The organism is Thermus sp., from assembly GCF_039793865.1.
Taxonomy (GTDB): domain Bacteria; phylum Deinococcota; class Deinococci; order Deinococcales; family Thermaceae; genus Thermus.
The window spans coordinates 1-14,375 of the sequence record NZ_JBAMMI010000003.1 but is presented as its reverse complement, the minus strand read 5'-3'; the positions used below and the strand labels follow the sequence as shown (position 1 = coordinate 14,375).

Sequence of the window (14,375 nt, the reverse complement as noted above, 5' to 3'; positions counted from 1 at the left end):
AGGCAAGCCCCGCAGGGCTTGACATAAAGGCCCTAGGGGTCTATCCTTAGCGGCAAGATGCGTTCCGGCCTCGCCCTATCCCTAGCCCTAGCCCTAGCCCTAATCGTAGGGCTGGCGGGGGGTAGGGCGTAGCGCTTTAGGGCGCATCCCATAACCCCCCGGGCCAACCGGGGGGTTCAAGTTTAAGGAGGGGTCCATGAAGGGAGCGGAGGCACTTTTAAGGGCGCTGGAGCGGGAAGGGGTGGAGGTGATCTTCGGCCACCCGGGCGGGTCCATCATGCCCACCTACGACGCCCTCTACGACAGCCCCATCCGCCACATCCTGGTGCGGCACGAGCAAGGGGGGGTGCACGCGGCCACCGCCTACGCCCGGGCCTCAGGCAAGGTGGGGGTGGTCATGACCACCTCGGGCCCCGGGGCCTTAAACCTGGTCACGGGCCTCACGGACGCCATGATGGACTCCACCCCGGTGGTGGCCATCACCGGGAACGTCCCCCGGGCCCTCATCGGCACCGACGCCTTCCAGGAGGCCGACGTCACCGGGGTCACCATGCCCATCACCAAGCACAACTACCTGGTCCAGGACGTGAACGAGATCCCGCGGGTGGTGAAGGAGGCCTTCCACATCGCCTCCACTGGTCGCCCGGGGCCGGTGCTCATAGATATTCCCAAGGACGTCCAGCTGGAGGCCTTCACGGGAAGCTTTGAGATGGAGCTGGACCTCCCCGGCTACAAGCCCACCCTGAAGGGGCATCCCAAGCAGATCGAGCGGGCCCTGGACGCCCTGGAGAAGGCGGAAAGGCCGGTCCTCATGGTGGGGGGCGGGGCCCAGCACGCCGACGCCGAGCTCCTCGCCTTCGCCGAGAAGGCGGGGCTTCCCGTGATCACCACCCTCATGGGCCTCGGGGCCTTCCCCGGGAACCACCCCTTGTGGCTCGGGATGCCGGGGATGCACGGCACCGTGGCCGCCAACCGGGCCATCTACCACGCGGACGTGATCCTCGCCATCGGCCTCCGCTTTGACGACCGGGTCACGGGGAAGGTCAGCCGCTTCGCTCCCCACGCCCACACCATCATCCACGTGGACATTGACCCCGCCGAGATCGGCAAGGTGGTGCGCACCCACATCCCCATCGTGGGGGACTCGAGGCTCGTCCTCAAAGAGCTCCTCAAGGGGGCGAAGGCCCTGAAGCTCGCCGCCTGGTGGCGGGAGCTGGAGGAGTGGCGCACCCGCTACCCCTTGCGCTTCAAGCCCAAGCCCCACCTGCAAAGCCAGGAGGTGATCCGGGCCTTCCACGAGGCCACGGGGGGAAACGCCATCGTCACCACGGGGGTGGGGCAGCACCAGATGTTCGCCGCCCAGTTCTTCCCCGTGACGAGGCCACGGAGCTTCCTCACCTCCGGGGGCCTCGGCACCATGGGGGTGGGGCTGCCCTTCGCCATCGGGGCCAAGACCGCCCGCCCTGAGGAGCTGGTCATAGACTTTGACGGGGACGGGTCCTTCCAGATGACCCTGCAGGAGCTGGCCACGGTGGTGAAGTACAAGCTGGACGTGAAGATCGTCATTCTGAATAACGGCTACCTGGGCATGGTGCGCCAGTGGCAGGACCTCTTCCACGCCCGGCGCTACAGCGAGGTGTACCTGGCGGACTCCAACCCCGACTTCGCCCGCCTCGCCGAGGCCTACGGGATCAAGGGGGTGAGGGTGGAGAGGAAGGAGGACCTGAGGCGGGGCGTGGAGGCCGTCCTAAACGCCGACGGCCCCGTGGTGGCCGAGTTTAGGGTCTACCACGAGGAGGGGGTCTTCCCCATGATCCCCGCCGGTGGGGCCGCCGAGGACATGATCGTGGAGGACCCGCGGGAGCGGGAGGAGGTGGGGGCTTGAGGCACATCATCTCCGTGCTGGTGCAGGACCACCCCCGGGTTTTGAACCGCATCACCGGCCTCTTCGCCCGGCGGGGCTTCAACCTGGAAAGCCTGGCCGTGGGCACCACCCACCAGCCGGGGCTTTCCCGCATCAGCCTGGTGGTCACGGGGGACGACCGCACCCTGGAGCAGGTGGAGAAGCAACTCAACCGGCTCATTGAGGTCCTCAAGGTCACGGACCACACCGAGCCCCACGTGGAAAGGGAGCTTTGCCTGGTGAAGGTCCACGTGGCGGGCCTCGAGGAGCGCCTCGCCGTCAAGGACATCCAGGAGGCCTTCCGGGCCAGGGTGGTGGACGTGGCCCACAAGAGCCTGATTCTGGAACTCACCGGGGACACGAGCAAGATCAACTCCTTCATTGAGGCCCTAAGGCCCTACGGGATCCTCGAGGTCATGCGCACCGGCGCGGTGGCCATGAGCCGGGGGGAGCGGGTCTTGAAGGTGCGGGAGAAAAAGGAGGCGGTATGAAGGTCTACTACGAGCACGACGCGGACCTTGGCTTCATCCTGGGCAAGAAGGTGGCGGTTTTGGGCTTCGGCTCCCAGGGCCACGCCCACGCCCTGAACCTCAAGGACTCGGGGGTGGACGTGCGGGTAGGCCTGAGGAGGGGCTCCAAGAGCTTCGCCAAGGCGGAGGCCGCGGGGCTTCGGGTCCTCCCCGTGGCCGAGGCGGTGAGGGAGGCCGACATCGTCATGGTCCTCCTCCCCGACGAAAAGCAGGCCCAGGTCTACCGCGAGGAGATTGAGCCCCACCTCAAGGAGGGGGCCGCCTTGGCCTTCGCCCACGGCTTCAACATCCACTTCGGCCAGATCAAGCCCCGAAAGGACCTGGACGTCTGGATGGTGGCCCCCAAGGGCCCGGGCCACCTGGTGCGCTCGGAGTACCAGAAGGGAAGCGGGGTCCCGGCCCTTTTAGCCGTGCACCAGGACGCCTCGGGAAGCGCCTTCCCCACCGCCCTCGCCTACGCCAAGGCCATCGGGGCGGCCCGGGCTGGGGTCATCGCCACCACCTTCAAGGACGAGACGGAGACGGACCTCTTCGGGGAGCAGGCGGTGCTTTGCGGGGGGCTCACCCGGCTCATCCAGGCGGGGTTTGAGACCCTGGTGGAGGCGGGCTACCCCCCGGAGATGGCCTACTTTGAGACCGTCCACGAGGTGAAGCTCATCGTGGACCTCATCTACGAGGCGGGGCTAAAGGGCATGCGCTACTCCATCTCCAACACCGCCGAGTACGGGGACTACACCCGCGGGGAGGTAGCCGTGCCCGTGGAGGAGACCAAGCGGCGCATGCGGGAGATCCTGCGCCAGATCCAGACCGGGGAGTTCGCCCGGGAGTGGATGCTGGAGAACCAGGCGGGCACCCCCGTCCTGGAGGCGAACCGCAAGCGGTGGGCGGCCCACCCCATTGAGGAGGTGGGCTCGAGGCTTCGGGCCATGATGCCCTTCCTCAAGGCCAGGGTATTGGAGGAGGTAGGCTAAGGGCTTCTTCGGGGCCCCTCCGGGGGCCCCTGTGCGCTTTGGGGAGGTGAAGGATGGAAAAGGAGCGGCACATCCGGATCTTTGACACCACGCTCAGGGACGGGGAGCAAAGCCCTGGGGTGGCGCTTTCTTTGGACCAGAAGCTGGAGATCGCCCAGGCCCTCGCCCGGCTCAACGTGGACATCATTGAGGCGGGCTTCCCCGTATCGGGGCCCTTGGAGTTTGAGGCGGTAAGGCGCATCGCCGCCGAGGTCAAGGGGCCCGTTATCGCCGCCCTCGCCCGCACCCACACCCTGGACATTGACCAGGCGGCCAAGGCCCTGGAGAAGGCGGAGAAGCCCAGGATCCACGTCTTCACCTCGGCCTCCAAGGTCCACCTCCAGTACATGCTCAAGAAGACGGAGGAGGAGGTCCTGGAGATGGCGGACCAGATGGTCCGCTACGCCAAGCGCTACGTGGACGACGTGGAGTTCTCCGCCCAGGACGTGATGCGGGCGGAGTGGGACTTCGTGAAGCGGCTCTACGAGGTGGCCGTGGAGGCCGGGGCCACCACCATCAACATCCCCGACACCACGGGCTACGGCACCCCGGAGGAGTACGGGGCCCTGATCCGCAGGATCCGGGACGAGGTGGTCAGGGGGCGGGACGTGGTCATCTCCACCCACACCCACGACGACCTGGGCCTGGCCACGGCCAACGCCCTGGCCGGGGTGCTGAACGGGGCGGGCCAGGTGGAGTGCACCATCAACGGCATCGGGGAGCGGGCGGGGAACACCGCCCTCGAGGAGGTGGTCATGGCCCTCTACGTGCGCCGGGACTTCTACCGGGCCTACACCCAGGTGAACACCCGGGAGATCTACCGGGTGAGCCGCCTGGTGGAGCGCTACACCGGGATGCCCGTCCCCCCCAACAAGGCCATCGTGGGGGACAACGCCTTCGCCCACGAGTCCGGCATCCACCAGGACGGGGTGATCAAGCACCGCTCCACCTACGAGATCATGGACGCCGAGCTCATCGGGAGGCGCCCCGCCGTGCTAGTGCTCGGCAAGCACTCCGGCCGGGCCGCCTTCAAGAAGGCCCTCGAGGACCTGGGCTACAAGGACCTCACGGAGGACCAGCTCAAGCTCCTCTTCGCCCGCTTCAAGGAGATCGCCGAGAAGAAGGGGCCTCTTTCCGCCGAGGAGCTCCAGGCCCTGGTGGAAAGCGAAAGGGAGCCCGCCTCCACCTTCTTTGAGCTCCTGCACGTCCAGTTCTTCTCGGGCTCCGGCCTCCTGCCCACGGCCACGGTGAAGGTGAAGACCCCCGATGGGGAAAGGGTGGCCACCCACACGGGGGATGGCCCCGTGGACGCGGTGTACAAGGCCCTGGAGGAGGCCATCGGCCTGAGGCCGGAGCTTGAGCTCTACCGGGTGGAGGCGGTCACGGGGAGCACCGAGGCCCTGGGCCAGGTGACGGTGCGCCTTAGGCTTGGGGAGCTCCAGGCCGTGGGGGTGGGGGTCTCCCCGGACATCATTGAGGCGAGCGCCCTGGCCTTCCTGGACGCCGCGGGGAAGCTGGCCTCGGGCCGGGCCACCCGCCACCCGCCTTCCATTCAGGAGGTCCACCGCGGGGTCTAGGCCATGGTGGAGATCCTGGACACCACCTTGAGGGACGGCACCCAGGGGGAGGGGGTAAGCCTCTCCGTGGACGACAAGGTGGCCATCGCAAGGCGGCTTGCCGCCTTCGGGATCCACCTCATTGAGGGAGGCTGGCCCGGCTCCAACCCCAAGGACGCCGAGTTCTTCGCCCGGATGAAGGGGGTGGACCTGGGGGAGGCGAGGCTTTGCGCCTTCGGGGCCACGCGGAGGAAGGGCCTCGCCCCCGAGGAGGACCCCTCGGTCCTGGCCCTCCTCGAGGCCGAAACCCCCGTGGTGGTCCTCTTCGGCAAGAGCTGGACCCTCCACGTCCTGGAGGCCCTGGAGACCTCCTTGGAGGAAAACCTCCGCATGATAGAGGAAACGGTGGCCTTCTTCGCCCGGCGGGGCAAGCGGGTGGTCTACGACGCCGAGCACTTCTTTGACGGCTACAAGGAAGACCCCGCCTACGCCCTTGCCACCCTCGAGGCCGCCCTGGAGGGCGGGGCCGACACCCTGGTGCTTTGCGACACCAACGGGGGAAGCCTCCCCGAGGAGGTCTACGCCCTCACCCAGGCCGTGGTGGAGCGGTTTCCCGGGGTGCGGGTGGGCATCCACCCCCACAACGACGCCGAGCTCGCCGTGGCCAACGCCCTCGCGGCGGTGCGGGCCGGGGCCACCCACGTGCAGGGCACCATCAACGGCTACGGGGAACGGTGCGGCAACCTGAACCTCACAAGCTTCCTCCCCACCCTGGTCTTCAAGTACGGGATCCCCGCCCTCCCTCCCGAGAGGCTAAGGGGCCTGAGGGAGCTTGCCCACTTCGTGGACGAGCGGGCGAACCTCACCCCGAACCGCCGCGCCCCCTACGTGGGGGAGGCGGCCTTCGCCCACAAGGCGGGGGTGCACGTTTCCGCCGTCTTGAAGAACCCCCGCACCTACGAGCACCTCCCCCCGGAGTGGGTGGGGAACCAGAGGCGCTTTTTGGTCTCGGACGTGGCGGGCCGCTCCAACCTCCTCGCCAAGCTCCAGGAGCTCGGGGTGGACCTCTCCAAGGAGGAGGCGAGGCGCCTTTTGGAGGAGGTCAAGGCCCTGGAGTACGAGGGCTACGCCTTTGAGGGGGCGGAGGCGAGCTTCTACCTCCTCGCCCACCGCCTCAAGGGGGGAAGCCTTCCCTTTAGCGTGGAGGGCTTTTCCGTCTTCGTCCACGGAAGGGGCCTTTCCACCGCCTGGGCCGAGGCCACGGTGCGGGTCCGGGTGGGGGAGAGCCTCCAGCACACCGCCGCGGAAAGCCCCTTCGGGCCGGTTTCCGCCCTGGACCGGGCCTTCCGCAAGGCCGTGTTGCAGTTTTACCCGGAACTTTCCGAGGTGGAGCTTGCGGACTACAAGGTGCGGATCCTCTCGGGCCAGGAGGCGGGCACGAACTCGGGGGTGCGGGTGATGGTGGAGATGCGGCGGGGGGAGGAGCGCTTCGGCACCGTGGGGGCCAGCGAGAACATCCTCGAGGCCTCCCTCAAGGCCCTCACCGACGGCTACGCCTACGCCCTGCTCTACCCCGTGGCTACGCCCAGGGGAGCCTGACCTCGGGGAAGAGGGCGGGGCTTGCCTCCTCCTCGGGGGCGAGGAGGCGGATCTCCCGGTAGCGGCCGCCCCGGGGGTCCCGGTGGGCTTCCAGGAGGTTCTCCTTTAGGTTCACGAGCCAGACCTCGGGGATGCCCGCCTCGGCGTAGAGGGGAAGCTTCACCTCCCGGTCAAACTCCAAGGAGGTGTCGGCCACCTCTATAAGGAGGAGGACGTCTTCCGGGGTGGGGAGGCGGTCCTGGTAGCGCTCCAAGGGCGGCCTGAGGACCAGGAGGTCCGGCTCGGGCTCGGAGTCCTCGGAGAGGCGCAGGGGGGACTGGACCGCCACCACGGCCTTTGCGCCCAAAGCCTCCCTGAGCCTGTGGTCCATACGCATCACCGCGTAAAAGTGCTTGGGTCCGATGGGGCTCATCTGGTAGACCTCCCCCCTTAGGAGCTCCACGTGGGGCACCCCCTGGAAGGCCCGCTCAAACTCCTCTACCCGGAATCGGTAGCGGGTGGCCATGCCCCCATTATGCCTGCCTTGCTGGCCCGGGAAAGCCCTTTTGCCGGGGCCCCCATGCTGGCGCAAGCCAGCATGGGGTGGTGTTATGCCCCGTGGCCCGAGTAGCGCCTGAGGCCGAGCCGCCAAAGGAGGCGGGAAAGCCCGAGGAAAAGGAGGCCCCAAAGGAGCATGACCCATAGGCCGGGAAAGAGGCGCACCTCCTGCCCGGCGAGGAGGGCGGCAGGGAGGTAGACCAGGTAGGGGAAGGGGGTGAGGAGGGCGAGGCTTCTTAAGGCTTCGGGGAAGACCTCGAGGGGGGCGATGGTCCCGGAGAGGAAGAGGTAGAGGAGGAAGAAGACCTCCTCCACGCTGGTGGCCCGCTCGGTCCAGAAGGTGAGCATGGCGGTGGCGTACTGCATGGTGTAGCGGAGGAGGAAGGCGAGGAGGGTGAGGAGAAGGCCGAGGAGAAAGGTCCCGGGCTTCGGCAGGAAGCGGGCCTCGGGGAAGAGGGCGAAGAAGAGGAGGGTGAGGAGGACCACGAAGGGGAGCCGGGCGAGCCTCTCGGCCACGTGGGCCGCCAGGTGGTCAAGGAAAGGGTCCAGGGGTCTTAGGAGCCTGAAGGAAAGCCTTCCCTCCACCACGTCCCGCTCAAACTCCCACACCACCCAGACCACCGTGGCCTGGCGCACCAGGAAGACCATGAGGAAGTAGCGGGCGAACTCCCCCGAGGTGAGGGGGAAGTCCCCGTCCCTCGCCGCCTCGGTCCAGACCCCCATGAGGATCAGGGGAAGCGCCCCCGCCAGGGCCCAGAGGAAGAGCTCCGCCCGGTACTCCAGCATGTAGGCCAGGTAGACGGAGAGGAGGACCCGGGCCTTCCTCATACCGGCTCCTTGGGGCTTTGGAAGACCTTGGCGATGACCTCCTCCAGGGGGGGCTCCCTGACCTCGAGGTCCTCCACGGGAAGCCTCTTCAGGATCTCCGCCACCTTCTCCGTGAGCCTCTCCCGGGGCACGAGGAGCCGCGCCTCCCGCCCCTCCAGCTCCCGCACCTCGCCGAAGGGAAGGAGGGCCTCCCGGGGCAGGGGGTGCTTGAGGGTGAGCCCCACCTCCCGGTAGGGGGCGAAGCGTTCCAGAAGCCCTTCCAGGGCGCCGTCGTAGAGGAGCCTCCCCTGGTGGATCACCAAGACGCGGGGGCAGAGGGCGGCGATGTCCGCCATGTAGTGGCTCGTGAGGAGGACCGTGGCCCCATAGCGGCGGTTGTACTCCCGGACGAACTCCCGCACCGCCACCTGGGCGTTCACGTCCAGGCCCAGGGTGGGCTCGTCCAGGAAGAGCACTTGGGGGCGGTGGAGGAGGGCGGCCAAAAGCTCCGCCTTCATCCTCTCCCCTAGGGAGAGCTTCCGCACGGGCTGGTGGAGCTTTTCCGCGAGGGAAAGCATCTCGGCGAGCTCCAGGACCCGCTTCCTGAACTCGCCCTCCGGCACCTCGTAGATGGCGGCGTTCAGGCGGAAGGAGTCCATGGCGGGCAGGTCCCAGATGAGCTGCTGCTTGTTGCCCATGACCAGGGTGATCCTCTTGAGGAAGACCTTCTCCCGCCGCCAGGGCACGTGCCCCGCCACCAGGGCCCTGCCCCTCGTGGGGTGGACGAGGCCCGTGAGCATCTTGAGGGTGGTGGTCTTGCCCGCCCCGTTGGGGCCCAAAAACCCCACCACCTCCCCGGGGGCGATGCGGAAGGACACCCCCTCCACCGCCCGCACCACCTGGTACCGCCGCGAGAGGAAGTGGCGCAGGGTGCCGAGGAGGGTCTCCTCCTTCCGGGCCACCCGGTAGTGCCGGGTGAGGTCTTCCGCCAGGATCACGGGGCTTGCGCCCGCCATGCCTCCAAGTCTACCCTGGGAGGGTGCGCTACCTACGGGTCCTGAGGCTCTTTCTCCTCACCTCTTTGGCAGCGGAGATGGAGTACCGGGCGAACTTCTACCTGGGCCTCCTCTCCTCCTTACTCACCCTCCTCGGGGCCCTCTTCGGCCTCCTCCTCCTCTACCAGGGGGGGTACAGGCCGGGGGGGTGGCGGCTGGAGGAGGCCCTTCTGGTCCTTTCCGCCTTCACCCTGCTCCAGGGCCTCGGCTCCACCCTTCTCGCCCCCAACCTCAACAAGATCGTGGAGCACGTGCAGCAGGGCACCCTGGACTTCGTCCTCCTGAAGCCCATAGACCCCCAGTTCTGGCTTTCCTTTAGGGTCTTCTCCCCCTGGGGCCTGGGGGACTTCCTCTTGGGCCTCGGCCTCCTCCTCTATGCGGGGATTCGCCTGGGCTTAGGCGCCTTGGACTACGCCCTCTTCGGGCTCTACTTCCTCCTCGGGGCCCTCATGCTCTACAGCCTCTGGTTCCTCCTCGCCACCACCAGCGTCTGGTTCGTGAAGGTCTACAACGTGACCGAGGTGCTGAGGGGGCTTCTGGAGGCGGGGCGGTTTCCCATCTCCAGCTACCCCGCCCTTTACCGGGTCTTCTTCACCTTCGTGGTGCCCGTGGCCTTCCTCACCACCGTGCCCGCGGAGGTGGCCCTGAGGAGGGGAGAGGCCCCCTTCCTCGCCTTCCTCCTCGCCCTCCTCCTCCTTGCCCTCGCCCGGGGCTTCTTCCGCCTGGCCCTTAGGAGCTACACCTCGGCGAGCAGCTAGGTAGAATGGCCACACATGGGAGGGGCGCTTCTCGTCCTTTTCCTCGCCTACCTCTTCGGCTCCGTGCCCGCCGGGGTGCTGGTGGCGAGGACCTATGGGGTGGACCTGCGCAAGGTGGGCTCGGGGAACATCGGCGCCACCAACGTCCTCCGGGCGCTCGGGTGGGGGCCCGCCTTGGTGGTGGCCTTCTTTGACGTCTTCAAGGGGGGGATCGCCGTCCTCATCGCCCGGGCCTTCGGGCTTTCCGACTGGATGCTGGGCGGGGTGGCCCTGATGGCGGTTCTCGGGCACAACTACTCCCTCTTCCTGCGCTTTAGGGGAGGGAAGGGGGTGGCCACGAGCTTCGGCACCCTCCTCTTCCTGGACCCTGTCTTGGCCCTCTTTACCTTTCCCATCGGGGTGAGCGTGATGCTCCTCACCCGCTACGTCTCGGCGGGGAGCCTGACCGGGGGGGTGGCCGCCTTCGTCCTCTCCCTGGCCTTGGGCAGGCCCCTTTGGGAGGTGGCCACGGTCTTTCTCATGGCCCTCCTCCTCTTCTGGACCCACCGGGAGAACCTCAAGCGCCTCCAGGAGGGGACGGAAAGGCGTTTGGGGGAGCGGGTGGAGGTGCGCTAGACTGGAAGCGTGCGGAAGGAGGAGGTCCTGGCCCTGCTTCGCTCCCGCTGGCCCGAGCTTTGCGCCTTAGGGGTGGAGGAGCTTTTCCTCTTTGGCTCGGTAGCCCGGGGCGAGGCCACACCCGGGAGCGACGTGGACCTCCTGGTGGTTTTTGCTTCTCCTCCGGGTTTTGAGGGCTACTGGCGGGTAAAGGAGTTTATGGAATCTATTCTGGGAAACCCCGTGGACCTGGTGATGAAGGGGGCCTTGAAGCCGTGGGCGGCCCCTCAGGTGCTGAGGGAGGCCGTTCGTGTCGCGTAGTTATCGGCTTTTCTTGCGGGACATGTGGGAAGCCTCTGGGAAAATCCTGCGCTATACCCGGGGGTTGGACTTTGGCGGCTTTGTGCAGAACGAACTGGTCTATGACGCCGTGCTTCGCAACCTGGAGGTTTTGGGCGAAGCCGCCAAGAAGGTGCCCGAGGACGTGCGGAACCGGTACCCTTGGGTAGAGTGGCGGGCCATCGCCGGGCTGCGGGACGTTTTGGCCCACGCCTACTTTGCCTTGGACGACGCTACCCTTTGGGATATCGTGGCCCACAAGGTGCCCGCGCTTGCGGAAGCGCTTCGGCGGATCTTGGAGGAAGAGGATGCTTGATCTCCTGGTCATCGCCCCCCACCCCGACGACGGGGAGCTCGGGTGCGGGGGGACCCTGGCCCGGGCCAAGGCGGAGGGGCTTTCCACGGGGATTCTGGACCTCACCCGGGGGGAGATGGGCACCAAGGGCACCCCGGAGGAGCGGGAAAAGGAGGTGGCCGAGGCGAGCCGGATCCTGGGCCTGGACTTCCGGGGAAACCTCGGGCTTCAAGACGGGGGGCTTGCCGACATCCCCGAGCAGAGGCTCCTTTTGGCGGGGGCCCTGAGGCGGCTCAGGCCCCGGATTGTCCTCGCCCCCCTCGAGGCCGACCGCCACCCCGACCACGCCGCCGCAAGCCGCCTCGCGGTGGCCGCGGCCCACTTTTCCGCCCTCAAGAAGGCCCCCCTGGAAGGGGAGCCCCACCGGGTGGAACGGCTCTTCTTCTATCCCGGCAACCACCCCTTCACCCCGAGCTTTCTGGTGAAGATCTCCGCCTTCATAGACCAGTGGGAGGCCGCGGTCCTGGCCTACCGGAGCCAGTTTTTGGGGGAGGCGGCCAGCGAGACCGTGGGGCCTAAGGGGGTGGAAGCCCGCAAGGCCATGCGCCGCTACTTTGGGAACTACCTCGGGGTGGACTACGCCGAGCCCTTCGTGAGCCCCCTTCCCCTGCTCGCTACCCCCTGGGGACGGGTTTAAAAAAGGGGCTCCTGGCTCACCGCCTTCACCGGGCGGCCTTCCTTGGGCGGGAGGCTTTCCAAGGCCCGCTTCACCTCCTGGATGTCCATCCAGGTGAGGTGCTTGGGGCTTCCGGGGGCGCGGCTTGGGTTCCTGAGGAGGTAGGCGGGGTGGAACATGGGGAAGACCTTGATCCCGTGCCACTCGTGCCACTTCCCCCGGACCTTAGTGATGGGAACCTTCTCCCCCAGGAAGAACTCGGCCGCCACCGCCCCCAAGGGGACGATGATCTGGGGGGCGACGAGCTCAATCTGCTTGAGGAGCCACTTCTCCGTGCAGATCTTGGCCTCGTCGGGAAGGGGGGCGCGGTTTTGCGGCGGGCGGCACTTCACGATGTTGGTGATGTAGACCTCCTCCCGAGGGATGCCTGCCGCTTCCAGGATGCGGTTTAAAAGCTGGCCCGCCTTGCCCACGAAGGGGCGGCCCGTTTTGTCCTCTTCCTCTCCCGGGCCTTCCCCCACGAACATGAGCCGGGCGTCCGGGTTCCCTTCCCCGAAGACCACCTGGGTGCGCCCCTCCTTGAGGCGGCAGGCGGTGCAGGCCTTGGCCTGGGCCTCCAAGAGCTCCAGGGTCATTGCAGGGGCTTCCGGGCCTTGCGGGCTTCTCGCCTGGTCTTGGGGTCCAGGCCGATCATGAGGAAGAAGTTCTCCAGGGCGTTCTCCTGGCCCTTGATCTCGGGATACTGGTCCTCCGGCGTGCCGGTCACAAAGGGCAGGGATTTGTAGAGTTCCAGAGCGTACTGGACCACCGCTTCAGGCCCCTCCGCCTCCGCCATCTCCGCCAGCCGGGCGTAGACCTCGCGCCGGGCCTCCGCGTGGCGGCGGAAGAACTCCGGGTGGGGCGTTTCCGGGGCCCGGAGGATGTCCTGCTTGGCGATGCGGCGGTAGTGCTTCAAGCCCCGAACGATCTCCTCCGTGGTCAAGGTGATTTTGAACTCCATCCCCGCTCCTTTCCGGCCTTAGGGCCCTACCTTTGGCAGATTATAAGCCTCCTCACGGGGGGGTGAATATACTTGGGGAGATGGACGTTTTGGGGGACTATTGGCTGCGACGCATTCTCGCCCGCATTGGAACCCTTACCGCTTATGAGGGCCAGGACACCCGCACGGGCATGCCCGTGCTGATCCTAAAGGGGGCCGAGGGCAGGCCCCTGGAAGGGGAGGGGCTTTTGGCCCCCCTGGAGACCCTTCCCGAGGAAAGGGCCTGGGTTTTGGAGTGGCCCTTGGGAGCGGTGCCCATGGTCCAGTACCTGGGAGTGGCGGACCCGGAGCGCCTGGCCCACTGGGTGGAGGCCCTGGCCCGGGTCCTGGGGCACCTGAGGCGGGAAGGGGTGGAGGTGGCTCCCGTGCCGGAGCTTTGCCTGGTGAAGGGGAGGCGGGTCTGGCTGGGGGGGGCGGGCCTCGAGGCCCTTTCCGGTTCCCCCGAACGGGCCCTCGCCGCCCTGGCCCGGGCCCTGAGCGCCGACTGGGAGGCCTTCCCCCTCAAGGAGGCCCTCGAGGCCCTGGAGAAGGGGGAGCGGCGCCTGGAGGACCTCTTCCCCCAGGAGGCCCCGCCCCCGGAGCCTCTCCCCGAGGAGCCCCGCAAGCGCCTTCCCGTGGAGCCCGCCGAGGAACCCCCTCCACCCCCCCCTCCGGCCCCTGAGGAGGGAAAGGCCCCAAGCCGCCCCCGGGTCATCCGCATCCAGGAGCCGGAGGACCCCTCTTTCCCCGTGGTGGAGCCCAAAAGGCCCTCGAGGGGGCGGCGGGGGCTCCTTTGGGGGCTTCTGTTTCTTGCCCTGGGCTTGGGCTTCTTTCTCTCCTGGCCCCGGCCCTCTCCCTCCCAGGGGTACGTGATGGAGTTCCGGACCGACCCGCCCACGGAGAAGGCCGAGGTGGTGCTTTTGGAGGCGCCCGAGGGTTCTCGCCTGGTTCCCGGGCGGGTCCTCCTCACCGCCCCGGGCCGGGTGGAGTTTGACCAAAAGGGGATCTACCGCCTGAGGATTCGCGTGCCGGGGCGGGATCCCGTGGACTACCTCCTCGAGGTGCCGGGTCCCCCCCTCACCATCAAGGTACGCTAGGGGCATGACCGAGCGGCCCGCCACCTACCGCTACCGCTACTTCTTCGCCGGGGAGCCCGTAGGGGAGGGCAGGCTGGAGGTCCGCCCCCACGAGGGGGGGGCGAGGGGGGTGCTCCAGGCGGAGGTGAGCCTGCCCCTCAAGACCCGCCAGCGCTGGCAGACGGAGACGGACCGCCAGGGGTTTTCCCGCTACTTCGCCGAGCGGGTGGAGGCCCGGGAGACCCGGGTCTTCACCGTGGAGCGCCTCGAGGAGGAGGGCCTGGTCCTGGTCACCCAGGGGAAGGAGAGCCTGGCCCTGCCCTACCTGGTTCCCTACCACGACCCCCTCTCCCTCCTCCTCGCCCTGCCCCGGCTTTCCCTGGAGCCCGGGGAGGTGGCCCGCTTTCCCATGCCGGGGGGGAGGGCCTACGTGGAGCGGCTTTCCGACCTCGAGGTGGAAGGCCGCTTGCGCCAACACTTCCGCCTCCGCCCGGGCCTCACCCTGGTCCAGCTGGAAGAGGGCCTTCCCGTGCGCCTGGCCCAGCAGGTGGGCGACCACGTGTTTGAGGCGGTCCTGGAGGGCGTGGAGGAGCCCAAGAGGCGCCGCCGCTGGGTATAGTAA

General features: G+C 67.8%; 17 protein-coding genes. 12 read left to right on the top strand and 5 right to left on the bottom strand.

What is annotated here, in order from left to right; all coding sequences use genetic code 11:
- The first annotated feature begins 196 nt into the window (after window positions 1-196).
- From ilvB to cimA, 5 genes are read left to right on the top strand one after another with little or no spacing between them, the layout of a single operon-like run.
- Window positions 197-1,885, top strand: coding sequence for a biosynthetic-type acetolactate synthase large subunit (gene ilvB, locus ABJK26_RS00250; protein WP_347240167.1), 1,689 nt, complete (start codon window positions 197-199; stop codon window positions 1,883-1,885).
- Window positions 1,882-2,394: an acetolactate synthase small subunit gene (gene ilvN, locus ABJK26_RS00245; RefSeq protein ID WP_347240166.1), complete on the top strand. Its 513-nt coding sequence runs from the start codon at window positions 1,882-1,884 to the stop codon at window positions 2,392-2,394. The genes ilvB and ilvN overlap by 4 nt, the downstream gene beginning before the upstream one ends.
- Window positions 2,391-3,404, top strand: coding sequence for a ketol-acid reductoisomerase (ilvC, locus tag ABJK26_RS00240; protein ID WP_347240165.1), 1,014 nt, complete (start codon window positions 2,391-2,393; stop codon window positions 3,402-3,404). The genes ilvN and ilvC overlap by 4 nt, the downstream gene beginning before the upstream one ends.
- A gap of 53 nt (window positions 3,405-3,457) precedes the next feature.
- Window positions 3,458-5,020 carry a 2-isopropylmalate synthase gene (locus ABJK26_RS00235; RefSeq protein ID WP_347240164.1) on the top strand — a complete coding sequence of 521 codons (1,563 nt, stop codon included), beginning with the start codon at window positions 3,458-3,460 and terminating at the stop codon, window positions 5,018-5,020.
- Between the two features lie 3 nt (window positions 5,021-5,023).
- Window positions 5,024-6,598, top strand: coding sequence for a citramalate synthase (gene cimA, locus ABJK26_RS00230; protein ID WP_347240163.1), 1,575 nt, complete (start codon window positions 5,024-5,026; stop codon window positions 6,596-6,598).
- Here cimA and ABJK26_RS00225 read toward each other — a convergent pair.
- The 3 genes from ABJK26_RS00225 to ABJK26_RS00215 form a co-directional block, all read right to left on the bottom strand.
- Window positions 6,579-7,103 (bottom strand): Uma2 family endonuclease, encoded by a 525-nt coding sequence (locus tag ABJK26_RS00225; protein ID WP_347240162.1) that lies wholly within the window; start codon window positions 7,101-7,103, stop codon window positions 6,579-6,581. The two genes, cimA and ABJK26_RS00225, sit on opposite strands and share 20 nt — an antisense overlap.
- Before the next feature lie 83 nt (window positions 7,104-7,186).
- Window positions 7,187-7,963, bottom strand: coding sequence for an ABC-2 family transporter protein (locus ABJK26_RS00220; protein ID WP_347240161.1), 777 nt, complete (start codon window positions 7,961-7,963; stop codon window positions 7,187-7,189).
- Window positions 7,960-8,958, bottom strand: coding sequence for an ATP-binding cassette domain-containing protein (locus ABJK26_RS00215; protein WP_347240160.1), 999 nt, complete (start codon window positions 8,956-8,958; stop codon window positions 7,960-7,962). Before ABJK26_RS00215 ends, ABJK26_RS00220 begins: the two co-directional genes overlap by 4 nt.
- 23 nt (window positions 8,959-8,981) lie before the next feature.
- On the opposite strand from ABJK26_RS00215, the gene ABJK26_RS00210 reads away from it, so the two are divergent.
- The 5 genes from ABJK26_RS00210 to bshB1 are packed head-to-tail and all read left to right on the top strand — an operon-like array spanning window position 8,982 to window position 11,680.
- Window positions 8,982-9,755: an ABC-2 family transporter protein gene (locus ABJK26_RS00210; protein WP_347240159.1), complete on the top strand. Its 774-nt coding sequence runs from the start codon at window positions 8,982-8,984 to the stop codon at window positions 9,753-9,755.
- Window positions 9,756-9,770: 15 nt separating this feature from the next.
- Entirely contained in the window at window positions 9,771-10,370 is a 600-nt protein-coding gene (plsY, locus tag ABJK26_RS00205) for a glycerol-3-phosphate 1-O-acyltransferase PlsY (protein WP_347240157.1), read from the top strand.
- 9 nt (window positions 10,371-10,379) lie between these two features.
- Window positions 10,380-10,670, top strand: coding sequence for a nucleotidyltransferase family protein (locus ABJK26_RS00200; RefSeq protein WP_347240155.1), 291 nt, complete (start codon window positions 10,380-10,382; stop codon window positions 10,668-10,670).
- Between the two features lie 22 nt (window positions 10,671-10,692).
- Window positions 10,693-11,004: a DUF86 domain-containing protein gene (locus ABJK26_RS00195; RefSeq protein WP_347240154.1), complete on the top strand. Its 312-nt coding sequence runs from the start codon at window positions 10,693-10,695 to the stop codon at window positions 11,002-11,004.
- Window positions 10,997-11,680: a bacillithiol biosynthesis deacetylase BshB1 gene (bshB1, locus tag ABJK26_RS00190; protein WP_347240153.1), complete on the top strand. Its 684-nt coding sequence runs from the start codon at window positions 10,997-10,999 to the stop codon at window positions 11,678-11,680. The genes ABJK26_RS00195 and bshB1 overlap by 8 nt, the downstream gene beginning before the upstream one ends.
- Here the strand turns inward: bshB1 and ABJK26_RS00185 are convergent.
- Together ABJK26_RS00185 and ABJK26_RS00180 are read right to left on the bottom strand one after the other, a co-directional pair.
- On the bottom strand, window positions 11,677-12,294 hold the full coding sequence (locus tag ABJK26_RS00185; protein WP_347240152.1) for a uracil-DNA glycosylase: 618 nt from the start codon (window positions 12,292-12,294) through the stop codon (window positions 11,677-11,679). The genes bshB1 and ABJK26_RS00185 overlap by 4 nt on opposite strands.
- Complete coding sequence (locus ABJK26_RS00180) at window positions 12,291-12,659, bottom strand: hypothetical protein (protein WP_347240151.1); 369 nt, start codon at window positions 12,657-12,659, stop codon at window positions 12,291-12,293. The genes ABJK26_RS00185 and ABJK26_RS00180 overlap by 4 nt, the downstream gene beginning before the upstream one ends.
- Window positions 12,660-12,739: 80 nt before the next feature.
- On the opposite strand from ABJK26_RS00180, the gene ABJK26_RS00175 reads away from it, so the two are divergent.
- Together ABJK26_RS00175 and ABJK26_RS00170 are read left to right on the top strand one after the other, a co-directional pair.
- Window positions 12,740-13,774 carry a hypothetical protein gene (locus ABJK26_RS00175; protein ID WP_347240150.1) on the top strand — a complete coding sequence of 345 codons (1,035 nt, stop codon included), beginning with the start codon at window positions 12,740-12,742 and terminating at the stop codon, window positions 13,772-13,774.
- Window positions 13,775-13,778: 4 nt separating this feature from the next.
- The gene (locus ABJK26_RS00170; protein WP_347240149.1) at window positions 13,779-14,372 is read left to right on the top strand and encodes a hypothetical protein; all 594 of its coding nucleotides are present in this window, start codon (window positions 13,779-13,781) and stop codon (window positions 14,370-14,372) included.
- Window positions 14,373-14,375 lie beyond the last annotated feature (3 nt).